The organism is Hydrogenophaga sp. (genome assembly GCF_018780385.1).
Lineage (GTDB): Bacteria > Pseudomonadota > Gammaproteobacteria > Burkholderiales > Burkholderiaceae_C > Hydrogenophaga.
The window spans coordinates 1-22,216 of sequence record NZ_JADMJO010000060.1 but is presented as its reverse complement, the minus strand read 5'-3'; the positions used below and the strand labels follow the sequence as shown (position 1 = coordinate 22,216).

Annotated in this window: 19 protein-coding genes and 2 pseudogenes; 19 read left to right on the top strand and 2 right to left on the bottom strand. The window is 64.8% G+C overall.

The genetic code is table 11. From position 1 onward, the window contains the following. Positions 1 to 57 precede the first annotated feature (57 nt). Positions 58 to 1,236 carry an acyl-CoA dehydrogenase family protein gene (locus IV113_RS18175; RefSeq protein WP_291087831.1) on the bottom strand — a complete coding sequence of 393 codons (1,179 nt, stop codon included), beginning with the start codon at positions 1,234 to 1,236 and terminating at the stop codon, positions 58 to 60. 331 nt (positions 1,237 to 1,567) lie between these two features. Between IV113_RS18175 and IV113_RS18170 the strand changes: the two are divergent. The 19 genes and pseudogenes from IV113_RS18170 to IV113_RS18085 all read left to right on the top strand — a co-directional run. Then, a pseudogene (locus tag IV113_RS18170) lies at positions 1,568 to 2,716 on the top strand (AMP-binding protein); the annotation flags it as partial. A 1-nt stretch (position 2,717) separates the two neighbouring features. Further along, positions 2,718 to 3,158, top strand: coding sequence for a hypothetical protein (locus IV113_RS26280; protein ID WP_363318640.1), 441 nt, complete (start codon positions 2,718 to 2,720; stop codon positions 3,156 to 3,158). Positions 3,159 to 3,215: 57 nt separating this feature from the next. Then, positions 3,216 to 4,400: a lipid-transfer protein gene (locus tag IV113_RS18165; RefSeq protein WP_291087826.1), complete on the top strand. Its 1,185-nt coding sequence runs from the start codon at positions 3,216 to 3,218 to the stop codon at positions 4,398 to 4,400. Positions 4,401 to 4,433: 33 nt separating this feature from the next. Next, positions 4,434 to 4,877 carry a MaoC family dehydratase N-terminal domain-containing protein gene (locus tag IV113_RS18160; RefSeq protein WP_291087823.1) on the top strand — a complete coding sequence of 148 codons (444 nt, stop codon included), beginning with the start codon at positions 4,434 to 4,436 and terminating at the stop codon, positions 4,875 to 4,877. Positions 4,878 to 4,887: 10 nt separating this feature from the next. Next, the gene (locus tag IV113_RS18155; protein ID WP_291087820.1) at positions 4,888 to 5,304 is read left to right on the top strand and encodes a MaoC family dehydratase; all 417 of its coding nucleotides are present in this window, start codon (positions 4,888 to 4,890) and stop codon (positions 5,302 to 5,304) included. An 83-nt stretch (positions 5,305 to 5,387) separates the two neighbouring features. Next, a complete protein-coding gene (locus IV113_RS18150) occupies positions 5,388 to 6,215 on the top strand; it encodes an SDR family oxidoreductase (protein WP_291087817.1) in 828 nt (275 codons plus the stop codon). A 29-nt stretch (positions 6,216 to 6,244) separates the two neighbouring features. Next, entirely contained in the window at positions 6,245 to 7,426 is a 1,182-nt protein-coding gene (locus tag IV113_RS18145; RefSeq protein WP_291087814.1) for an acyl-CoA dehydrogenase family protein, read from the top strand. An 8-nt stretch (positions 7,427 to 7,434) separates the two neighbouring features. Beyond that, positions 7,435 to 8,577, top strand: coding sequence for an acyl-CoA dehydrogenase family protein (locus tag IV113_RS18140; protein WP_291087811.1), 1,143 nt, complete (start codon positions 7,435 to 7,437; stop codon positions 8,575 to 8,577). A gap of 46 nt (positions 8,578 to 8,623) precedes the next feature. Further along, a complete protein-coding gene (locus IV113_RS18135) occupies positions 8,624 to 10,231 on the top strand; it encodes a carboxyl transferase domain-containing protein (protein ID WP_056278346.1) in 1,608 nt (535 codons plus the stop codon). Between the two features lie 23 nt (positions 10,232 to 10,254). Further along, positions 10,255 to 11,448, top strand: coding sequence for a CaiB/BaiF CoA-transferase family protein (locus tag IV113_RS18130; RefSeq protein ID WP_291087807.1), 1,194 nt, complete (start codon positions 10,255 to 10,257; stop codon positions 11,446 to 11,448). A 22-nt stretch (positions 11,449 to 11,470) separates the two neighbouring features. Further along, the gene (locus IV113_RS18125; RefSeq protein ID WP_056278592.1) at positions 11,471 to 12,631 is read left to right on the top strand and encodes an acyl-CoA dehydrogenase family protein; all 1,161 of its coding nucleotides are present in this window, start codon (positions 11,471 to 11,473) and stop codon (positions 12,629 to 12,631) included. Positions 12,632 to 12,637: 6 nt separating this feature from the next. After that, the gene (locus IV113_RS18120) at positions 12,638 to 13,438 is read left to right on the top strand and encodes an enoyl-CoA hydratase-related protein (RefSeq protein WP_291087805.1); all 801 of its coding nucleotides are present in this window, start codon (positions 12,638 to 12,640) and stop codon (positions 13,436 to 13,438) included. Position 13,439: 1 nt separating this feature from the next. Continuing rightward, positions 13,440 to 15,443 (top strand): biotin carboxylase N-terminal domain-containing protein, encoded by a 2,004-nt coding sequence (locus tag IV113_RS18115; protein WP_291087802.1) that lies wholly within the window; start codon positions 13,440 to 13,442, stop codon positions 15,441 to 15,443. Between the two features lie 178 nt (positions 15,444 to 15,621). Beyond that, positions 15,622 to 16,410, top strand: coding sequence for an enoyl-CoA hydratase-related protein (locus IV113_RS18110; protein ID WP_291087799.1), 789 nt, complete (start codon positions 15,622 to 15,624; stop codon positions 16,408 to 16,410). Continuing rightward, positions 16,410 to 17,090 (top strand): carbonate dehydratase, encoded by a 681-nt coding sequence (gene can / locus IV113_RS18105; protein WP_200959413.1) that lies wholly within the window; start codon positions 16,410 to 16,412, stop codon positions 17,088 to 17,090. Before IV113_RS18110 ends, can begins: the two co-directional genes overlap by 1 nt. A gap of 27 nt (positions 17,091 to 17,117) precedes the next feature. Continuing rightward, positions 17,118 to 18,542 carry an MmgE/PrpD family protein gene (locus tag IV113_RS18100; RefSeq protein WP_291087790.1) on the top strand — a complete coding sequence of 475 codons (1,425 nt, stop codon included), beginning with the start codon at positions 17,118 to 17,120 and terminating at the stop codon, positions 18,540 to 18,542. Next, complete coding sequence (locus tag IV113_RS18095; RefSeq protein ID WP_291087787.1) at positions 18,542 to 19,711, top strand: acyl-CoA dehydrogenase family protein; 1,170 nt, start codon at positions 18,542 to 18,544, stop codon at positions 19,709 to 19,711. The genes IV113_RS18100 and IV113_RS18095 overlap by 1 nt, the downstream gene beginning before the upstream one ends. A gap of 60 nt (positions 19,712 to 19,771) precedes the next feature. Further along, entirely contained in the window at positions 19,772 to 20,929 is a 1,158-nt protein-coding gene (locus tag IV113_RS18090; protein ID WP_291087785.1) for an acyl-CoA dehydrogenase family protein, read from the top strand. A 15-nt stretch (positions 20,930 to 20,944) separates the two neighbouring features. Further along, positions 20,945 to 21,922 (top strand): acyl-CoA dehydrogenase, encoded by a 978-nt coding sequence (locus IV113_RS18085; RefSeq protein ID WP_056278375.1) that lies wholly within the window; start codon positions 20,945 to 20,947, stop codon positions 21,920 to 21,922. A gap of 28 nt (positions 21,923 to 21,950) precedes the next feature. On the opposite strand, the pseudogene IV113_RS18080 reads toward IV113_RS18085, so the two are convergent. Beyond that, positions 21,951 to 22,216, bottom strand: a pseudogene (locus tag IV113_RS18080) (AMP-dependent synthetase); the annotation flags it as partial.

Genomic DNA, 22,216 nt, shown 5'->3' with positions numbered 1-22,216 from the left:
TTCAAGGCCTGCTTGTTTGTGTGGTGGTCAGCTGCGCTTGCCATGCGGGTCTGGGAATCAACCGCGCAGCAGCTCTTCGGCGATGATCATCTTGCGCACCTCGGATGTGCCTGCACCGATCTCGAGGATCTTGATGCAACGGAACAGCCGGTTGATTTCGGACTCCCAGATGTAGCCGCTACCGCCATGCACTTGCACGGCCTTGTTGAGCACCCGGTTGCAGGCTTCGCCAGCGTAGAGGATGGACGCTGCGGTGAGCTTGTGCACATCGCCGCGGCCTCCGCCGCCCACCTCCAGATCATTGACCTCGGCCAGGGTGCGCCAGACCAGGGTTTTCATGGCTTCGATCTCGGTGTACATCTCGGCCAGCATGGCCTGCACCATCTGGAAGCTGCCGATGGGCTTGCCGAACTGCACGCGCGTCCTGGCGTACTCGACGCTCAATTCGAGTGCACGTTCGCAGATGCCCACGCATAAGCCAGCCACCAGCGCGCGCTCCAGATCGAGCCCGCTCATGACGATTTTGACGCCTTCGTTTTCCTTGCCCACCAGGTTGGCTGCCGGCACGCGGCAGTTGTCGAACACCAGCTCGCCGGTCTGGCTGCCGCGAAAACCCATCTTGATGAGTTTTTGAGCCACCTTGAAGCCGGGGAAATTATTCTCGACGATGAAGGCTGAAATGCCCTTGGCACCTAACTCCGGCGCGGTCTTGGCGTAAACCAACAGCACATCGGCCACCGGGCCGTTGGTGATGTAGATCTTGGTGCCGTTGAGGATGTAGTGATCGCCCTCGCGGCGCGCGCTGGTGCGCATGGCGCCCAGCGCATCCGAGCCGGCGCCGGGTTCGGTCAGGCCGAGCGCGCCGATTTTTGTGCCGTTGCACAGATCGGGCAGGTATTGGCGGCGCTGCGCCTCGTTGGCGTTGCGGAAGATGTTGTTGACGCACAGGTTGTCGTGCGCCGCCCAGGACAAGGCGATGGCGGGGTTCCAGCGTGCAAAGGCTTGGCAGATCAGGCCCGAGCTGAACAGGTCCATACCCGCGCCGCCATGCTCGGCAGGCACGGTGGCCCCCATGAAGCCAGCTTTGCCAATTTTCTGGAAGATATCCGACGGCCACCACTCCTCGTCGTCCATGCGGCGCGCGAGTGGCACGAATTCCTTGCGCGCGAACTTGTCGGCGGCTTCGAGTACGGCGCGGTCGTCGGCGGAGAGAGCAAAACTGCGAGTGGCGGCCATATAGGGATGCCTATCAATGCGTGGGTTGGGTCAACGGGCCGCGGCGCGCACCAAAGCTGCGCGGACGAGATCTCTTTGGGCTTACCCCAATTTAATTGGGCATTGCAAAACTGTCAAGCGTTAGGTAGGATTCATCACTGACACTCACTTGGAGTGCCAGAACTGGAGGCGGCGTACATGGGGGACGGAATTGGTGCGTATTCATTGACGGTGGCCGTCCGTGACGCATTCACCCGTGAGACCTATCGGGTCGTGCCGCTCGCAACGCGACCATTCATCAGCGTCAAACGAGCTTCAACCTAACGAGACAGCCTTGACCCACGTACTCGAGATGAACCTGCTGCGCCGCCAGAACGTGGGCGACAACCTTCGCCGCGCGGCGAAGGCCGCTGGGGACGAGCCTGCGATCATCTTCTACATCACCGATGGCGCCGCGAAGACCCACAGCTATGCGCAACTGAACGCGATGGTCAATACCGTTGCGAACAACCTGCTGCGGCATGGCATCAAGAGAGGTGACCGCATGGCCGCGCTGTCGCGCAACAATGTGCCCTTCCTGGCGCTGGGCTATGCGCTGCACAAGATCGGCACCTGGTTGGTGCCGGTGAACTTCATGCTGCAGCCGGCGGACGTGCAGCGCCTCATCGAGTTCGCCGAGGCCAAGTGGTTCTTCGCCGAGGATGCCTTGCAGGGCAACGTCGACGCCGTGCCGGGCAAGAAGGTTTGTGTTGAGCAGTTGGTTCAGCTCAGGGTGTCTGGCAAGGCGGCGCCTGCCGGCTGGCTGGCGTTTGCCGAACTGGCCTCGGGACCCGCCGACGAACCCCAGGTCCTCGTCGATAGCGACGACGTTGCCACGATATTTTTCACCAGCGGTACCGAGTCGTCGCCGAAGGGTGTTCTGACTTCGCATGCCAACTTTTGTGCCTCCCAACTGGCCTGGGCATGGAACTTCGGTCTGGTCCAGGACGACCGCCTGCTGATGCACCTGCCGCTCATTCACGTCGCCGGCTATCTGTTCTCCATCTACGCCTTGGCCAACCAGGTCACGATGGTGATGACGCAGGTGCCGCAACAGGTGCAGATGATCGACCTCGTCGCGCATCACCGGCTCAGCGTCGTGGTGTTGCCTCCGACGCTGTGTGTGGCGATGCTGTCGTGCCCCAACTTCGGCGCGTCGGATCTTCGCTGCGCGACCAAGCTGGGCACTTGGGCCTCGACGATCCTCAAGTCAATGATCGATGGATGGAAGCAGGCGGCGGCGCCGTCGCGCTTCTTTTCGGTGCAGGGGTTCAGCGAATTGACAGCCTCTTTGCTGACCGGTGGCTGCGTGGACGGTTGGGAGCAGATGCCCGACGAGGAAGGCCGCTGGGTCGGCTGCGTCGCCTCGGTGGCCGCCGACGTGCGTCTAATCAACGATGAAGGCAAGGACGTAGCCGACGGTGAATCGGGCGAGCAGATCGTGCGCGGCCCGGTCATCATGAATGGCTACTACAAGAACGACGAGGCCAACCGCCGTGTGTTCCGCGACGGCTGGTTCCATACCGGCGACATCCTGTTCCGGGACGCGGCCGGCAACTACTTCTTCGCCGACCGCAAGAAGGACATGGATCAAGACAGGCAGAGAGAACGTTTATTGCCGGGAGGTCGAAAGCGTCCTGGGCGCCCACACAGGCGCGATGCAGTGCGCCGAGTTCGGGCTGCCCGACGAGCACTGGGGCGAGGCCGTGACGGCCACCGTCATCGCCAGGCCAGGAACCGTGGTGACCGAGGCCGAACTGATCGAGTTCTGTCGTGGCCGCCTGCCCGGCTTCAAGGCGCCGAAGCGGATCCACTTTCGCAGCTCGCTGCCAATCAGTGTGGCCAACAAGATCCTCAAGCGGGGTCTCAAGACCGAGTACGCCGATGAGGCCAAGGGCGGTTGAGGCCGATGGCCTCTCAGTGTCGGCGTCCGAAATATTTCAACCCAAGGAGTTAGTGCGATGAACCAGAAAGTCGTTGTTGCCGGTGTCGGGATGGTCCCGTTCACCAAACCGGGCGCCAGTGAACCCTATCACGTGATGGGAGAGAGGGCAGTGCGCCAGGCCCTTGCCGATGCGCGCGTTGAGTACGCCATGATCCAGCAAGCCTATGTCGGCTATGTGTATGGCGATTCCACCTGCGGCCAGCGGGCGCTCTACCCGGTGGGCATGAGCGGCATCCCCATCGTCAACGTCAACAACAACTGCTCCACCGGTTCGACGGCGCTGTTTCTGGCGCGCCAGGCAGTCGAAAGTGGTGCCGTCGAGTGTGTTCTGGCCCTGGGCTTCGAGCAGATGGCCGCAGGTGCCATCAAGGCCCAGTTCGAGGACAGGCCGACGCCGTTCGAGGAGTTTGACCGGGCCACCGCCGAACTCGTCGGGCGCCCGGAAATTCCGTTGGCTATTCGTTACTTCGGCGGTGCCGGCAAGGCGCACATGGACAAGTACGGCACCAAACTGGAGACCTTTGCCAGCATTCGCGCCAAGGCCAGCCGTCATGCTGCGAACAACCCTCTGGCGCTGTTCCGCAAGGAGGTCTCGGTCGACGACGTGATGAACGCACCTGTGCTGTGGGAGGGCGTGATGACCCGCCTGATGGCTTGCCCACCGACCTGCGGCGCCGCTGCTGCGGTGATCTGCTCCGAAGCCTTCGCCAAGAAGCACGGGCTCGACACTCGCGTTTCCATTGTCGCCCAGGCGATGGCAACCGATTTTCCCAGTACCTTCGAGTCGCACGACATGATGCGCGTGGTCGGCTTCGATATGGCGCGCGATGCGGCGCAAAAGGTCTATCAGCAAGCCGGCATCGGCCCGCAGGACGTGAACGTGGTTGAGCTGCACGACTGCTTTGCACAGAACGAGTTGATCACCTATGAGGCGCTGGGCCTGTGCCCGCCAGGCGGTGCGGAAAAGTTTGTGCTGGACGGCGACAACACCTATGGCGGCAAGGTTGTGACCAACCCGTCGGGCGGCCTGTTGTCGAAAGGGCACCCTCTGGGCGCCACCGGCCTGGCGCAATGTTATGAGCTGACTCACCAACTGCGCGGCACGGCGGACAAACGCCAAGTTCAAGGCGCACGTGTGGCCTTGCAGCACAACCTCGGGCTGGGCGGCGCTTGTGTTGTCACGCTTTACCAGGCCGCCTGAGCACAGGCGCAGAAGACCAGGAGCTGGAGTCCCATGATTGACAAGCAATTCATCGGCTACGAGGTGCCGCCCACGCTGTGGGATGTGGAGAAGGGCCGCATCCGCTTTTTCGCCCAGGTGATCGGTGCCACCGACCCGATCTACTTCGACACGACTGCCGCCAAGGCCGCTGGCTACCGCGACGTCGTGGCGCCACCGACTTTCATCTTTGGCGCCGAGAGCGATTCGGGGGTGTTGATGACGTTGCTCGACACGCTCAAGATCGATCTGCGGGAGGTCTTGCACGGTGAGCAGCGCTTCGACTACCACGCCCCGGTGTGCGCTGGCGACACGCTGCGTTTTCAGACCCGGGTCGCCGACATCTACGACAAGAAGGGCGGCGCGCTCGAGTTTGTCGTCAACGACACGAAGGTCACCAATCAGCTCGGCGAGCATGTCTCTGACCTGCACTCGGTGATCGTCGTGCGCCACGCCTGAAGGCCTATTCATGAACGCTCAAGTAAAAATCATGGGTGTCGGTGACGACATGCCCGTGCTGGAATTGCCGCCCATCAGCCGCACCACCCTGGCACTGTTCGCAGGTGCATCGGGCGACCACAACCCGATCCACATCGACATCGACTTCGCCTGCGGTGCGGGGATGAAGGATGTGTTCGCGCACGGCATGCTGTCGATGGCATACCTCGGGCGTGCGCTCACCGAATGGGTGCCACAGCGCCAGATCCTCAGCTATGGCGTGCGCTTCGCGGCCCTGACCCATCTCGGCGACCGCGTGCGCTGCACCGGCAAGGTGCTTGAACAGATTGAGCATGCAGGCCGACCCTGCGTGCGCGTTCAAATCAGCGCTACGAAAGCGACAGGCGAAATCACGCTGTCCGGCGAGGCGCTGGTTGCCCTGAACTGAGAGGCTGAGACCGCCGTTTGGCAGCCCGGCTCCTTATTCTTTTCCCTTTCATTTCCTTTTCATCAAAAACAAGGACACACATCATGAAAAAACTCGAAGGCAAAGTGGCCATCGTTTCAGGTTCGGGCCGCGGCATCGGCCGTGCGATCGCCATGAAGTTGGCCATCGAAGGCGCCAAGGTCGTGGTCAACGACCTCGACGCAGCTCCAGCAGAGCAGACCGTGGCCGACATCAAGAAGGCAGGCGGCATGGCCGTGGCCTGCGTGGGCAGCGTCACTGCCGGCGATTTTGCTGATCGCTTCGTCAAGACCGCGATTGACAGCTTCGGCGGCCTGGACATCATCATCAACAACGCCGGCTACACCTGGGACAACGTGGTTCAGAAGATGACGGACGAGCAATGGAACGCGATCATCGACGTGCATCTGACCGCGCCGTTCAAGATTTTGCGCGCTGCCGCAGAGTTCATTCGCGTCGCCTCGCGCAAGGAAGCCGAAGCCGGGCAGGAGGTGTTCCGCAAGGTGGTCAACATCTCGTCTATCGCCGGCACCGGCGGCAACGCCGGCCAGGCTAACTACTCAGCGGGCAAGGCCGGCATCATTGGCCTGACCAAGGCGCTCTCCAAGGAGTGGGGGCGTTACAAGGTGAACGTCAACGCCGTCGCTTTTGGCATGATCAAAACGCGGCTGACCGAAGCTTCGGCCAGCGGCGACGCATCCATTGACATCCAGGGCCAAAAGATCAAGGTCGGCGTCAACCCCGATCTGCTGGAAATGATGGAGCGCACCATTCCGCTGGGTCGCGGCGGCACGCCCGAGGAAGCGGCCGGATCGGTCTATCTGCTGTGTATTCCCGAGTCGAACTACGTAAGCGGCCAGACGCTGATCTGCGGCGGCGGCATCTCGATCTAAAGCGCAAGCCGAACGCATAAAGGCCCACGATGGACATCGATTTCAGCCCGGAAGACATGGCGTTCCAGCAAGAGGTTCGCACTTGGTTCAACGCCCACACACCGTCCGATCTCAAGCGCAAGACCGTCACCGGGGAGATGCTGCAGAAGAACGACATCGTTCAATGGCAGCGCCGACTCGATGGCCAGGGCTGGCTGGTCACCGGCTGGCCCAAGGAGCATGGGGGGCCGGGCTGGACGCCGACGCAGCGCTATATTTTCGACCTTGAGCGCGCGGCGGCCAGTGCGCCAGTGGGGCTGTCGATGGGCGTCATCATGCTCGGGCCGGTGCTGATTGCCTTCGGCACGCCAGAGCAAAAGGCGCAGTACCTGCCGCGCATCCGTCGCTGCGAGGACTGGTGGTGCCAGGGCTATTCCGAGCCGGGTGCAGGCTCCGACTTGGCCAGCCTGAAGACCACGGCCGTGGCCGATGGCAGCGATTACATCATCAACGGCTCCAAGATCTGGACCACCTATGCTCATTGGGCCACGCACATGTTCTGCCTGGTGCGTACCGCCAACACCGGCAAGAAGCAGGAAGGCATCTCCTTCCTGCTGATCGAGATGGACCGCTCCGGCATCGATGTCAAACCCATTGTCTCGATCGACGGCGAACACCACCTGAACCAGGTGTTTCTCACCGACGTTCGGGTGCCCAGAAAAAACCTGGTCGGTCGCGAAGGCCAGGGTTGGGACATTGCCAAGTACCTGCTCACACACGAGCGCACCAGCATCGCCGGCGTGGCCGACTGCAAGGCGCATTTAGCCAACTTGTATGCCGCGGCAGGTGAGCGCCGCTCGGGTGGCCAACCGCTGATGGAGGACGCGGCGATGCGGCTCAAGCTGGCGCGCGCCGAGATCGAACTGATGGCGCTCGAACACACCAACTTCCGCGTGCTGGCCGCCACCGCCTCGGGCAAGGCGCCGGGGCCGGAATCCTCGCTGCTCAAGACCATGGGCACGGCGGTGCAACAGACCTTGGCCGAGCTGGGCGTCGAGATCGCCGCCGAGCAAGCCTGGCCCTGGCATGACGGCGGCGAGTTTGGAAGCGGACGCCATGCCCATGCGATGCCGCACTACTGTTTTTCGCGCGCCGCCACGATTTACGGCGGCAGCGACGAGGTGCAAAAGAATGTATTGGCCAAGATGCTGCTGGCCGGCGGCACGCGGTAAGGATCGTCATGAACTTTGATCTCTCCGAAGAACAAAAGATGCTGCGCGACGCGGCACAGAAATTTCTGCGCGCCGAATACCGCTTCGATGCGCGCAACCAGATCGTCGCGTCGGCGTCCGGCATGAGCCACGAGCACTGGCAGCGATTCGGGGAATTCGGCTGGCTTGGGCTCGGACTGCCCGAGGCCGATGGCGGTTTTGGCGGCGGCATGCTCGAGACGATCCAGGTCGCCGAGGCCCTGGGCGCCGCGCTGGTGGTCGAACCCTACCTCGTCAGCGCCGTGCTCGGCGCGCAGGCGGTGGCACGCGCGGGCACCGCGGCGCAGCGCGCGACCTGGCTGCCCGGGCTGGTCTCGGGCCAGCGCATTGTCAGCCTAGCGCACACCGAAGCCGATGCGCGCCACGACCTCGCCCATGTTCACACCAGCGCCATGGCCAAGGGCGGCCGCTGGGTGCTGTCGGGCCGCAAGAGCGGTGTGCTGGGCGCGCCCTGGGCCGACGGCTTTGTTGTGGCCGCCAGAACCTCGGGCACCGTCAGTGAACGCCGGGGAATCAGCTTGTTTCTGGTCGAGGCCCACACGCCGGGGGTGCAGGTGGCGGGCTACAAGGTCTACGACGGCAGTCGGGCTGGTGATCTGCAGCTTGATGCTGTCGTGCTGGGCCCGGACGCATTGCTGGGCATGGAAGGCGAAAGCCTGGGACTGCTCGAGCACCTGGTTGATCTTGGCATTGTTGCCGCCTGTGCCGACGCCCTGGGTGCCATGGGCGCGCTGTTGAGGAAAACCGGCGAGTACGTCGGCACGCGCAAACAATTTGACGTGCCGATTGCCAGTTTCCAGGTCATCCAGCACCGGCTGGTCGACATGTTCGCCGCGGTCGAGGCCAGCCGCTCCCTGGTGTTGATGGCGGCCCTGCATGCCGATCATGCTGATGCGGCCACCCGCTCGCGTGCCGTCTCGGCGGCCAAGTCGGCCATCGGCGAACGCGCACGGTATGTGGCGCAGCAAGCGGTGCAGCTGCACGGCGGCGTTGGCATGACCGATGAGCTGGACATCGGCCATTACTTTCGCCGCCTGACGCTCTTTTGCAACCTGTTGGGCAGCACCGACCACCACCTGCAGCGCTTTGCGACGCTGCGTGTGGTGGCCTGATTGCCTGATGACCGACCCATACCGAGTCACTGGAAGGGCTGCCTAAATGAGTTTGATGACATCCACCGCCACGCCGAACTCGCCCGAATTTCAGCGCAACCGCGAAGCCTATGAGCTGCGCATTGACGACTTGCATGAACGCCGCGAACGTGCCCTGATCGGCGGCCCCGAAAAGGCGCGCCTGCTGCACAAGAAGCGCAAGCAGTTGCTGCCGCGCGAGCGCCTGGCTGCCGTGCTCGACCCCGGCTCGCCCTTCCTCGAGTTCGGGCAGCTTGCCGGCGACGGCCTGTACGAGGGCGTGCCGCCGGGCGGCAGCATCATCACCGGGGTGGGGCTGGTGTGCGGGCGCGCATGCATGCTGATGATCCACGATGCCACGGTCAAGGGCGGCACCTACTACGGCATCACCGCAAAAAAGCATGTGCGGGCCCAGATGTTCGCCTGGCAGCACCGGCTGCCGTGCATCACCATGGTCCAGTCGGGCGGCGCCAACCTGCCGGAGCAGGCGCATATTTTCCCCGACGACGGCCAGTTCGGCTCCATTTTCTACAACCAGATCCGCATGTCGGCCGAGGGCATCACCCAGATCGCGACCGTGCATGGGCCCTCTACCGCTGGCGGCGCCTATCTCCCGGCGCTGTGCGACGAGGCGGTGATCGTGCGCAACCAGGGTGCGATGTTCCTCGCCGGGCCCGAACTGGTGTATGCCGCCACCAAGGAAGAGGTTGACATTGAAACCCTGGGCGGCGGCGAGATGCACAGCCGCATCAGCGGCGTCACTGACCATCTGGCCGAGAACGATGGCCATGCCATCTCCATCGTGCGCGGCATCGTGGCCAACCTAGGTACCGTGGCCAAGCAACGCTGGGACGTGGTTCCGCCGCTGCCGCCCCGCCATGACCCGCGCGAGATTTACGGCATCGTCAGCGCCGACAACCGGCATCCGACCGACAACCGCGAAGTGCTGCTGCGGCTGATCGACGACAGCGAACTACAGGAGTTCAAACCCCTGTACGGCGACACCATGATCTGCGGCTTCGCCCGCATCAAGGGTTTCCAGATCGGCATTCTGGCCAACAACGGCGTGATCTTCTCCGAGAGCGCGCTCAAGGGCGCGCACTTCATCGAGTTGTGCTGCCAGCGCGACATTCCGCTGCTGTTCATGGCCGATGTGTCGGGCTTCATGGTCGGCAAAGCGGTGGAGCAGCAGGGCATTGCCAAGCACGGCGCCAAGTTCATGACGGCCATGGCCTCGGCCAACGTGCCGCGCTACACGCTGATCACCGGAGGCTCGTACGCAGCGGCCTACCTGGCGATGTGCGGGCGCCCGTTCAAGCCCAACGTGATGATGATGTGGCCTACCGGCCGCGCCGCGCTGATGGGCCCCGAGCAGGCCGCCACCACGCTGGGCCTGGTGCGCGAGAACATCCACCGGCGCGAGGGCACAAGCTGGAGCGACGAAGAACGCGAGCAATTCAAGCAACCGATACGCGAGCAGTTCGAGAGCTTTTCCAGTCCCTACAACTACGCCTCCAATCTGTGGTGCGACATGGTGATTGACCCGCTGGAAACGCGCGACACCATGGCTTTGCTGCTGGAGCTGGCGGGCCGTGTGCCGGCGCGCGACACGCACTTCGGCGTGTTCCGCATGTGATCTTTTAGTCCACAGTATTGAACATGCTCGAAGCCATTCTCTCCGGCTGCCGCGTGCTCGACCTGACGCAGAACGTGGCCGGCCCGTTCTGCACCCATATCCTCGGCGACCTCGGCGCCGAGGTCATCAAGATCGAACGCCCGGGCAGCGGCGACGATGCGCGCCAGTGGAAGCCGCCCGAAGTGGCCGGCGTCTCGACCGGCTTCGCGGCGCTGAACCGCAGCAAGAAGAGCGTCTGCATTGACCTCGACAGCGCGATTGGTCAGCAGCTGGTCGCGCGCCTGGCGGCCGGTGCCGACGTGCTGGTGCATTCGCTCAAACCCGGCAGCGCCGAAGCGCGCGGCCTCGGCGACGGACACCTGCGGCCGACCAATCCGCGCCTCGTGTATTGCGCGATCAGCGCCTTCGGCGAGGTCGGCCCGATGCGCGCGCTGCCCGGCTACGACCCGCTGATGCAGGCCTTCGCCGGCATCATGAGCGTCAGCGGCCACGAAGGTGACGAGCCGGCGCGCGTCGGCGTGTCGCTGATCGACATGGGCACCGGCATGTGGGCCACGATGGCGATCCTGGCCGCGCTGCTGCGCCGCGCCACCACGGGCGAAGGCATGCGCGTGCACGCCAGCCTGCTCGAGACCGGGCTGTCGTGGATGACGGTGCCAGTCGCGAACTATCTGGCCACCCAGCGCCTACCGCGCAAGATGGGTTCGGCGATGGCGATGATGGCGCCCTACGAGCTCTTCGACAGCGCCGACGGCAAGGTCTTCATCGCTGCGGCCACCGACCGGCTGTTTGGCCGCATCTGCAGCGCGCTGGCTTGTCCAGAGCTGGCGCAGGATCCGCGCTTCATCGACATGTCGGCGCGCATCGGCCACCGCAAGGCGCTGCACGCCGAGCTCGAGGCGCGCACCCGGCAGCGCAGCACCGCAGACTGCGCGGCGGCGCTGCGAGCGGCCGGTGCGCCCTGCAGCGAGATGCACGACGTGGCCCAGATGCTGGCGCACGAACAGGTGCAAGCGGTCGGCATGCTGGGCGCGCTGCCGCTGCCGGGCGCACCGCAACACCAGACGATGGGCCTGCCCATCAGTTCGCAGGGCCGTCGCGGGCGCAGCGGCCCGCCGCCGCCAGTGCTGGGCGGGAACACCGACGAGGTGTTGACGGCGCTGGGCCTGCATGCCGATGAACTGGCGGCGCTGCGACAGCAACGCGTCGTCGATTGACAGAGACAAGGCCGAGATCCCCATGAACTTCGACTACACCGAGACCCAGGGTCAGATCCGCGCCGCCGTCAAGGAGCTGTGCAAGGGCTTCGGCCCCGAGTACTGGCGCCAGTGCGCCCAGGACGGCGCCTATCCGGAAGCCTTCGTCGACGCGATGGCCAAGGCCGGCTGGCTGGCCGCGCTGATTCCGGAGGAATACGGCGGCGCCGGGCTGCCCCTGCTCGACGCCTGCCTGATCCTGCAGGAGATCAACCAGAACGGCGGTAGCGCGGTGCACTGCCATGCGCAGATGTACACGATGGCGTCGATCCTGCGCCATGGCAGCGAAGCGCAGAAGCGCGCGACGCTCCCGCGCATCGCCGACGGTAGCCTGCGGCTGCAGGCCTTCGGCGTGACCGAGCCCGACGCGGGCTCCAACACGCTGGCGATCAAGACATTCGCGCGCAAGGTGCCAAGTGGCTACGTCGTCAACGGCCAGAAGATCTGGACTTCGCGCTACAGCCACTCGCACATGTACCTTCTGATCGCGCGCACCACGCCGACCGACGCGGTGAAGAAGAAGACCGATGGCCTTAGCCTGTTCCTGATCGACATAGCGAAGGCCGGCGCGTCGCTGAAGGCCACGCCGATTCGCACGATGATCAATCACCACACCTTCCAGGTCTTCATCGACAACCTGGAGCTCACCGACGACGACCGCATCGGCGAGGAAGGCAAGGGCTTTCACTACCTGCTGGATTCGCTGCATTCCGAGCGTCTGCTGGTGGCCAGCGAGGCCATCGGCGACGGCCACTGGTTCGTCGGCAAGGCCGCGCGCTACGGCAGCGAGCGTGTCGTCTTCGACCGCCCGATCGGCGCCAACCAGGGCGTGCAGTTCCCGATCGCGCGCGCCCACATGAACATCGAGGCTGCCGAACTGATGCGCAACAAGGCAGCGACGCTGTTCGACGCCAGCCTGCCCTGCGGGCGCGAGGCGACGATGGTCAAGTACCTGGCCAGCGAGGCGGCTTGGGAAGCCGCCGAGGCGGCCATGACCACCTTCGGCGGCTACGGCGTGGCCTGCGAATACGACATCGAGCGCAAATGGAAGGAGAGCCGGCTGTTCCGCACCGCGCCGATCTCCAACAACCTGGTGCTGGCGCAGGTGGCCGAGCACCTGCTGGGCATGCCCCGCTCTTACTGAAGCACCATGGACTACACGACACTACGCGTTGAAGCCGCGCCCGGCACCGAGCTTGCTGATGGCATCCGCACCCTGGTGCTCAACCGCCCCGAGGTGATGAACGCGATGAACACGCAGATGTTCATCGACCTGCGCAACGCCCTGCACGAACTGGCCTTCGACGACGGCCTGCGTGTGCTGATCATCACCGGCGCCGGTGAGCGTGCCTTCTCGGCCGGCGGAGACCTCAAGCAGCGCGACGGTATGACCGACGGTCAATGGCGGCGCCAACACCAGCTCGCCGAAGAGGTGTTGCTGGCTGTCAAGGATTTCCCGCAACCGGTGATCGCCGCCGTCGAAGGCCACGCGCATGGCGGCGGCTGCGAACTGGCGTTGATGTGTGACTACATCGTCGCTTCGCGCGCTGCGGTATTTTCGCTGCCCGAGCTGCGGCGCGGCATCATGCCCGGCGGCGGCGGTATCCAGAACCTCGTGCGCGCCGTCGGCGCGCGGCGCGCCAAGAAGCTGCTGTTCACCGCGCGCCGCTTCTCGGCCGGAGAAGCCGCCGAATGGGGCATGGTCACCGACCTAGCCGAGCCGGGTACGGCGCTGGCCGCCGCAGTCGCCGACGCGCGCGACATCGTGCTGGCCGCACCGATGGCCACCCACTACGCCAAACTCGCCGCATCGTGCGGCGGCGAGATTGACTTCCACAGCGGCTACATGCTCGACGTCGCCGCCTACAACGTGCTGGTGTCCTCGGCCGACAGGCTGGAGGGCGTGAAGGCCTTCAATGAAAAGCGCCCACCGCGCTGGAGCGGACTCTGACATGTTCAAAAAAATCCTGATCGCCAACCGCGGCGAAATCGCCTGCCGCATCGCACGCACCTGCCGGCGCCTCGGTATTGCGGTGGCCGGTGTGCATTCGAGTGCTGATCGCGATGCGCTGCACGTTGACCTGATCGGCGAGTCGATCGAAATCGGTGGGGCAGCGCCGGCCGAGAGCTACCTGCGCATCGATGCGGTCATTGATGCGGCCCGGCGGACCGGGTCGCAGGCCATTCATCCTGGTTTTGGCTTTCTGGCCGAAAACGCGGTCTTCGCGCGCGCGGTCGAGGCAGCCGGCCTCGTCTTCGTCGGCCCGACGCCCGAGGTCATTGAGCGCCTGGGCGACAAGGCGTCGGCCAAGCGCGAGGCCCGCGCCGCTGGCGTGGCCGTGCTCGGCGGCAGCGAGCTGCCGAGCCGCGATGCGGCCGAAGTGGCGGCCACCGTGCGCGGACTACCGCTACCGGTGATTCTGAAGGCGGCCGCCGGTGGCGGCGGCAAGGGCATGCGGGTGGTGCAGCAGTTGGACGGGTTGATGGAGACCATCGAGGCGGCCATGCGCGAGGCCGGGAGTTCCTTTGGCGACACTGCGTTGATCGTCGAAGCCTTTGTCGAGCGCGGGCGCCACATCGAGGTGCAGATCGTCGGCGACGGCCATGGCGAAGTGATTCACTTGTTCGAGCGCGAATGCACGCTGCAGCGGCGCCATCAGAAAGTCATCGAAGAGGCTCCAGCGGTGAACCTCGCCCCGGCGCTGCGCGAGGCGATGCTCGGTGACGCGGTGCGCTTGGGACAGCGGCTGCGCTATCGCGGTGTCGGCACGGTGGAATTCATCGTGCAGGGCGACAATCACCACTTTCTCGAAGTCAATCCACGGCTGCAAGTCGAGCATCCGGTGACCGAGGAGGTGACCGGGCTGGATGTGGTCGAAATCATGCTGCGCATTGCCGCCGGCGAGGGCTTGCCCTTGCGCCAGAGCGAAGTGCAGGTGCGCGGCCACGCGATTGAGGCGCGGGTCTGCGCTGAAGATTCAGCACAAAATTTCCTGCCCTCCACCGGTGAACTGATCGCTGTTCGGTTCCCGACTTCTGGCGTGCGGGTTGAATCGGGTGTGCGCGCCGGCATGGCGGTCACGCCGTACTACGACTCGATGCTGGCCAAGCTGATTGCGCATGCGCCCACGCGCGAGGCGGCGCTGGACCGTCTGAGTGGGGCGCTGGGCGAAACCCAGGTGCACGGCGTCGAAACCAACTGCGCCTTTCTGCAGCGCCTGCTGGCCCTGCCCGCCACGCGCGACGCCAGCTTCCACACCCGTCTGATTGACGAGGTGCTGGCCGAGGGGAGTCAGGGCGCGAGCAGTGCGCCGCTGGAGCGGCTGGCCGCTGCAGCGGCTTGGTGGTTGCTCGACGCGCGGTGCAACGGCAATCAATTCGGCGCCTGGTCGGCCCTGGACGTGACGGGTTGGCAGATGCACGCCGGCGACGATCGGCTCACGCCGGTTCCGGCGCTGTTGCTGCGCTCGGGCGGCACAACGCACGAGGCCCGGTTCGGCGCCGTCTCGCCCGAGTCCGAGGTGACGGTGCAAATCGGCACCGAACGAGTCCGCTTGGCACTGACCGCCATCGCCGGGGGCAATTGGCGTTTGCGCATGGGGGATCGACATGAGGTGCTGACCATCGTGCGCAGCGTCGATACCGTGTTTGTGCAGAGCGGCGGCACTGCCCACGCCATCGGCGTGACCTCTTACCTCAACCAGGCCATCACCGGCCGCCAGACCAGCGACCAGTTGCGCACGCCGATGATGGGGATGATCCTGAAGATCCATGTGGCGGTTGGCGAGCGCGTACGTTCCGGCGACGTGGTGGCAACGATGGAGTCGATGAAGATGGAGCTGCGCATCAATGCCGACCACGATGGGGTGGTGCGCTCGCTGTCGGTGCAGACCGGACAAATGGTCGAGCGCGGCCTGGTGGTGGCCGTGGTTGAGTCCGAGGGCACCGCGGAATAAGAGGCGGTAAATCCAGCATGCGCGCCCATCTCTGCAAACCTCGTGTTACCAACCGCTAAAACGACGTGGCCGAGACGGCCAATGACAATCATTCAATGTCGTGAGCCACGCGACTAGGGCACTGACAAGCCAGCGGCCGCATGTGCAAGCCAAGCAATCTTTTACCTGGAGATAAAATATGAGTGAAGCAGAAACCGTTTTGTATGACGTGCGCGATGGCATCGCCACCGTCAAGATCAACCGCCCCGAGATGCGTAACGCGCTGTCACCGGTCGCCGCCAACCGGCTGCACGATCTGTGGGGTGAAGTCGATGCCGATAAAAACGTGCGCGTGGCCATCCTGACTTCTGCCGACTGCGGCACTTTCTGCGCCGGGCTCGACCTTCGCGAGGCTTCACGTGTCAAGAAGGACGAGGGCGTGGACATCCTGACCAAGATGAAGGACCCGTTTCACGGCCGCCAGCGCCGCGTGGTCAAGCCCATCATCGCGGCCATGACCGGGCACCTGATTGCCGGCGGCATGATGCTGAGCCTGAACTCGGATTTGCGCGTGGGCCTCAAGGGCACGCAAGTCGGCATTACCGAGACGCGCATCGCCGGACGCGGCAGCCCCTGGGCCATTCCGCTGCTGTGGATGCTGCCGCAGCCGCTGCTGATGGAAATGGTGCTGACCGGCGACCTGTATCCGATCGAAACCTTCCATGGGCTGGGTTTCATCAACTACCTGGAAGACACGGCAGATGCGGTGCGCGCTCGCGCCACCGCGCTGGCCGAACGCATCCGCGACAACGCGCCGCTGTCGGTGATGGCGGGCAAGGAATCGATCATGACGGCGATGAGCGCCGGTTGCGAGGCCGGCATGGCGCTGGCCCACAACATCTACCGCGCCGCCTACGCCAGCGAGGACGCGCAGGAGGGTCCGCGTGCCTTCGCCGAGAAGCGCAGGCCGGTGTGGAAAGGGCGTTGATGTCGCTGCGGGGAGATGCCATCTCCAGCCTGGCCCCTCTTTTGGAGAACAACCGTGCCTGGTCGGCGCGCTGCGCTGCGGAAGATCCGCAGTACTTCGAGCGACTGGCGCACCAGCAGATGCCGCGCTACCTGTGGATCGGCTGTTCCGACAGCCGGGTACCGGCCAACGAAATCCTGGGGCTGCGGCCTGGCGAGGTGTTCGTGCACCGCAACGTCGGCAACCTGGTGGTGCACTCCGACCTGAACTGCCTGACGGTGCTGCAGTATGCGGTCGAGGTGTTGAAAGTCGAGCATGTTCTCGTGGTGGGTCACTACGGCTGCGGCGGCGTGCAGGCGGTGATAGAACAGCGCCGCACCGGTCTGGCCGAGAACTGGCTGCGCCATCTGGAGGACGTGGCGCGGAAACACATTGATCGGCTCGACGGCATTTCCGGCGTTGACGAGCGCGCGGCGCGGCTTTGCGAGATGAACGTGATTGAGCAGGTCAGCAACGTGTGTCGCACCACCACCCTGCGCCGCGCCTGGGAGCGCGGGCAGCAAGTCGAGGTGCACGGGCTGGTTTACGGCCTGCGCGACGGCTTGCTGCGGCCAGTCGGGGGCAGCGTCAATGGGGTCAGCGAGTTGCAAGAGCAGTACACCCTTTCATTGGCCATGCTGGACGCCGGCCCGGCCGTTTGATCGCATCAAGAAAGAAGGAAAATCCCTGTGCCAACCGACACGACAAACCCCGCGACCGACAACATTGCCACCCAGTTGGCCGCCTTTGCACACGGTCTCAAGCCTGGCATGTTGCCCGCAGTCGTGGTGGAACAGGCCAAGCTGCTGATGCTCGACGCTCTGGGCATCGCCCTGGCCTCGTCTCAGCACGACTTCGCGCACTGCGCTTACCGCGGCTTGCGCGCCCTGGGCGGCGCGGGTGACAGCGCCGTCATGGGCGCCTTTGCACCCCTGCCGCTGCGCGATGCGGTGCTGATGAATGGCATCCTGGTCCACGGGCTGGACTTCGACGACACCCACCCCGGCGCGATCACACACCCCAGTGCCAGCGCCTTTCCGTTGGCGCTGGGTCTGGCAGCGCAACGGCATGCCACGGGGGCCGAGATGATCACGGCCTATGTGCTCGCGATTGAGGTTGCTGCCCGTCTGGGTGCGGCGGCCGGGGGCGGCTTCCACGACGTTGGCTTTCATCCGACCGGCCTGGTGGGAGCTTTTGGGTGCGCGCTGGCGGCCGGCAAGCTGATGGGGCTGGATCAGGTGGGCCTGGAGCATGCGCAAGGCGTGGTGCTGTCGATGGCATCCGGTAGCATGGAATTTCTGAGCGACGGCGCCTGGACCAAGCGCATGCACCCGGGCTGGGCCGGTGTCAGCGGGCTGACCGCCACGGCGCTGGCCGGTGCCGGTTTTCGGGGGCCTTCACAGCCTTATGAAGGGCGCTTTGGTCTGTACGCCAGTCACTTGGCCGCGCGCGGCTTGTTGGCCGATTTGTCGTTGTGCACGCGCGGCTTGGGCGAGCGCTGGGAGCTGCTCGAAGTGGCGGTAAAGCTGTACCCAACCTGCCACTTCACGCACGCCAGCATCGATGCCGCGCTGGCGCTGCGGGCGACGGGGCTGCGTGCCGAGGAGGTGGCATCGGTGCAGGTGCTGCTGCCGCCAGGGGTGCACCCGGTGGTGTGCGAGCCGGTGGCGGCCAAGCGACGACCGGCCAACGTCTATGAATCGCAGTTCAGCATTCACCACCTGGTCGCGCTGGCCCTGCTGCGCGGCGAGCTGGGGCTGGCCGAACTGGATGCCGCCAACCTGAGCGACCCGCAGGTGCAGGCGCTGGCTGACCGCATCGAACACGCGGCCGACCCCGATGCCGATTACCCCACCTTCTTTTCCGGCGAACTGCGCGTGCGCACGCACGACGGGCGCGAGCTGCGCTGGCGCGAGTCAGCGCACCGCGGCGCACCGGGCCGGCCGATCACGGCCGCTGACATCGAGGCCAAATTCATGGGCAATGCACTACTGGCATTGCCGCGCGATCAGGCGCTGCGCCTGCGCGATGCGCTGCTGTCGGCCGATCGCGCCGAAGACGCCGCCACTCTGGCGCATACCCTGACCCATTCCAACACCTCCGGATCCCTTTAATGACTACCAGCCCGCCCATCGCCTTTGATGCGGAAAAAGAAACTCTGGTGCTCGACGCCGTCGAGCGCTTTGTCGACCGCGAGATCAAGCCGGTGGCGCAGCGGCTCGAGCACGCCGACGAATGGCCGGCCGACATTGTGGCCGGCATGCGCGAGATGGGCCTGTTCGGCTGCATCATCCGCGAGGAATATGGCGGCCTCGGCCTGTCGGCCAGCACCTATGCCAAGGTCGTGGAGCGCATCGCGCGGGTATGGATGTCGGTTTCGGGCATCATCAACTCGCACCTCATCATGGCCGCCTGCGTGCAGCGCAACGGCACCGAGGCGCAGCGTCAGTGTTTCCTGCCGCGCTTTGCCAGCGGCGAACTGCGCGGCGGGCTGGCGCTGACCGAGCCCGACTGCGGCACCGACTTGCAGGCGGTGCGCACGGTGGCGCGCCGCGACGGCGACCACTACGTCATCAACGGCACCAAGACCTGGATCTCCAACGGCGTCCATGGCCAGGCCTTTGCCGTGCTGGTCAAGACCGACCCCGCAGCGCAACCGCGCCATCGCGGCATGAGCCTGTTCATCTGCGAAAAAGGCCCCGGCTTCACGTCCACTCGCAAGCTCGAAAAGCTCGGTTACAAGGGCATCGACAGCGCCGAGCTGGTGTTCGACAACTTTCGCGTGTCGGCCGCCAACCTGGTCGGTGGCGTGGAAGGACAGGGTTTCAAGCACGTGATGGGCGGACTGGAACTTGGGCGCATCAATGTGGCTGCGCGCGGCGTGGGTGTGGCGCGCGCCTGCCTGGAGGAGTCGGTAGCCTATGCCCAACTGCGTCGCACCTTCGGCAAGCCGATCTGCGAACACCAGGCGATCCAGCTCAAGCTGGCCGACATGGCCACTCGGGCGGAGGCGGCGCGTCTGCTGGTTGAACAGGCCGCGCGGGCTTATGACGCTGGCCAGCGTTGCGACATGGAAGCCGGCATGGCCAAGCTGTTCGCCAGCGAAGCGGCGGTCGAGAACTCGATGGAGGCCTTGCGCATCCACGGGGCTTATGGCTACTCGAAGGAAATGAACGTCGAGCGCTACTACCGAGACGCGCCTCTGCTGTGCATTGGCGAAGGCACCAACGAATTGCAGCGCCTGATCATTTCCGCCCAGCTGGTGGAGCGCAGCCCGATCTGATGTATCGCCTGGGGCGGCGCCTCAACTCGGCGGTGAATGAACCCCTCGGAGGAAAATTTCTTGAACAACCTGCTGTCCGCTTTCCGGTTCGCCGCCCTGCCCGCCGGGACGAATTCATTTCGCGCCGAGGTAAAGGCCTTTCTCCAATCCAGCTTTGAGCCAATGCCCGCCGACATCCGGGCCCGTTCATGGATGGGTTTCAATGCCGCTTTCAGCAAGAAGCTGGCCGCACGGGGCTGGGTCGGCGTGACCTTGCCAGCGCAATACGGTGGCGCCAGCCTGGACGCCTTCTCGCGCTTCGTGCTGGTGGAAGAACTGCTGGCCGCCGGTGCCCCGGTTTCCGCACACTGGATCGCCGACCGCCAGAGCGGGCCCCAGATCCTCAAGTTCGGAACCGAGGCGCAACGCCAGTTCTATCTGCCCAAAATTTGTGCCGCCGAGGCCTTCTTTTGTATCGGCATGAGCGAGCCCAATGCCGGCTCCGACCTCGCCAGCGTTGGCACACGGGCCAGCCGCTGCGAAGGTGGCTGGCGTTTGAACGGCCACAAGATATGGACCACCAATGCGCAGCACTGCCACTACATGATCGCGCTGGTGCGCTCGTCGGGCGAGTCGCAGGATCGGCAAAAGGGCCTGTCGCAGTTCATTGTCGACTTGGCATTGCCCGGCGTGACGGTGCGCCCGATCCGGGATCTAACGGGGGACGCGCATTTCTCAGAAGTGTTTTTCGACAACGTGCTACTGGCCGACGACGCGCTGATCGGCAATGAAGGCAGCGGCTGGGCGCAAGTCAATGCCGAACTGGCCTTCGAGCGCAGCGGCCCGGAGCGGGTGTACTCCAGCATCGTGCTGCTGGAGCACTGGATCACCTGCCTGCGCAATACACCGGCGGTCTCGGCCCATGCCGCCACCATCGGGCGTTTCGCCACGCACCTGGCCACGCTGCGCAACATGTCGATCGCCGTCACGGCCAAGCTCGTCAACGGGGAAAGCCCGTTGGTCGAAGCGGCCTTGGTAAAGGATATAGGCACCGAATTCGAGCAGAGCATTCCCGCCGTGATCGGAGCCGCCATCGCTATGGACCCGGACGCCCTGGTCGATGCCGAGTTGTACCGCGCCGTGGCTTATGTAAGCCAGATTGCGCCCACCTATTCCCTGCGCGGCGGCACGCGCGAGATCCTGCGCGGCATGATCGCGCGCGGTCTGGGCCTGCGTTGAAAACGAGAGCATTCCATGTTTGCACAAGCGATTGAAGATATCCTCGAGGATCAGTGCACGCCCGCCGTGGTGCGCGCGATTGAGGCGGGCGGCTCGACCGCTGCGCTGTGGCAGGCGCTGCAAGGCGCCGGCTTCCTCGAACTGCTGGCGTCCGAGGACGCTGGCGGTGCCGGCCTCCCGCTGGCCGATCTGTTCCCGATACTGTGCAGCTTCGGCCGCTACACGGTGCCGGTGCCGGTGGCTCAGACGATTGTGGCGCGAGCGCTGCTGGGGTCGCAGTTTGCGATGCCCAACGGCATGATTACGCTGGGCGCTGCGTTGCGGCGCGAGGCCGATGGCGCCATCGTGTGCTCATTCACACCTTACGGCCGGGTGGCCGATTTCGTGCTGGCCCAAGATGGTGATGCCTTGTTGCTGCTGCCTTGCGCAGCGGCGCAGCGTGAAGCAAGCGGCGTGCATGGGAGCCTTGCCGCCAACCTGCGCTGGCCCGATGAGCGCATCGCGACGCACGTGCCCGGCGCTGGCCCACTGCTGCCGACATTCGCCGCGGCCTTGCACGCCGCCCTGCTCAGCGGGGCCATGACACGGGTCTTCGAAATGACACTCCAATTCTGCAATGACCGCATCCAGTTCGGCAAAACCCTGGGCAAGTTCCAGGCGGTGCAGCACCAGTTGAGCGTCATGGCCGAACATGTGGCTGCTGCCTCGATAGCCGCCGAAGCAGCGTTCCGTACCGACACGACCACGCCCTCCTTGCTCGCCGCTGCCATGGCCAAATCCCGCACCAGCGAGGCGGCGGTGCTGGTTGCCTCCATTGCCCACGCGCTGCACGGTGCCATTGGCATTGCCGAAGAATACGATCTGCAATTGCTGACCCGGCGTTTGCATGAATGGCGCATTGCCCATGGCTCGGAAGCGCACTGGAACGCATTGATCGGCAATAGCGTGCTGGCTTCAGACGCGTCTATTGCCGATTTTGTACGGTCGGTTTAGCGGGCGAGCGGCCTCGCCAGCCCAGCCACTACCCTGCCAGCTTGCCCTGCAGCTCGGTCACCGCCTCCGGGTTGACCAGCGAGGACAGGTCGCCCGGACCGTCGCCCCGGTACACGGCCCGCACGACGCGACGCATGATTTTCATGTTGCGTGTTTTGGGCAGGTCGCTGACCAGCAGCACCTGTCTGGGTCGGTAGGAGGCGCCCATGCCATGGACAACCGCTTGAGACAGTTCAGCTTGCAGCGCCGCGTCCGCCGCCACGCCGGGCATGGGCACGCAGACGCAGACGATGG

Coding starts and splice junctions, on each gene's coding strand:
- IV113_RS18175 (WP_291087831.1), bottom strand. CDS start 1,236: ATGGCCGCCACTCGCAGTTTTGCTCTCTCCGCCGACGACCGCGCCGTA.
- IV113_RS26280 (WP_363318640.1), top strand. CDS start 2,718: ATGGCTACTACAAGAACGACGAGGCCAACCGCCGTGTGTTCCGCGACG.
- IV113_RS18165 (WP_291087826.1), top strand. CDS start 3,216: ATGAACCAGAAAGTCGTTGTTGCCGGTGTCGGGATGGTCCCGTTCACC.
- IV113_RS18160 (WP_291087823.1), top strand. CDS start 4,434: ATGATTGACAAGCAATTCATCGGCTACGAGGTGCCGCCCACGCTGTGG.
- IV113_RS18155 (WP_291087820.1), top strand. CDS start 4,888: ATGAACGCTCAAGTAAAAATCATGGGTGTCGGTGACGACATGCCCGTG.
- IV113_RS18150 (WP_291087817.1), top strand. CDS start 5,388: ATGAAAAAACTCGAAGGCAAAGTGGCCATCGTTTCAGGTTCGGGCCGC.
- IV113_RS18145 (WP_291087814.1), top strand. CDS start 6,245: ATGGACATCGATTTCAGCCCGGAAGACATGGCGTTCCAGCAAGAGGTT.
- IV113_RS18140 (WP_291087811.1), top strand. CDS start 7,435: ATGAACTTTGATCTCTCCGAAGAACAAAAGATGCTGCGCGACGCGGCA.
- IV113_RS18135 (WP_056278346.1), top strand. CDS start 8,624: ATGAGTTTGATGACATCCACCGCCACGCCGAACTCGCCCGAATTTCAG.
- IV113_RS18130 (WP_291087807.1), top strand. CDS start 10,255: ATGCTCGAAGCCATTCTCTCCGGCTGCCGCGTGCTCGACCTGACGCAG.
- IV113_RS18125 (WP_056278592.1), top strand. CDS start 11,471: ATGAACTTCGACTACACCGAGACCCAGGGTCAGATCCGCGCCGCCGTC.
- IV113_RS18120 (WP_291087805.1), top strand. CDS start 12,638: ATGGACTACACGACACTACGCGTTGAAGCCGCGCCCGGCACCGAGCTT.
- IV113_RS18115 (WP_291087802.1), top strand. CDS start 13,440: ATGTTCAAAAAAATCCTGATCGCCAACCGCGGCGAAATCGCCTGCCGC.
- IV113_RS18110 (WP_291087799.1), top strand. CDS start 15,622: ATGAGTGAAGCAGAAACCGTTTTGTATGACGTGCGCGATGGCATCGCC.
- can (WP_200959413.1), top strand. CDS start 16,410: ATGTCGCTGCGGGGAGATGCCATCTCCAGCCTGGCCCCTCTTTTGGAG.
- IV113_RS18095 (WP_291087787.1), top strand. CDS start 18,542: ATGACTACCAGCCCGCCCATCGCCTTTGATGCGGAAAAAGAAACTCTG.
- IV113_RS18085 (WP_056278375.1), top strand. CDS start 20,945: ATGTTTGCACAAGCGATTGAAGATATCCTCGAGGATCAGTGCACGCCC.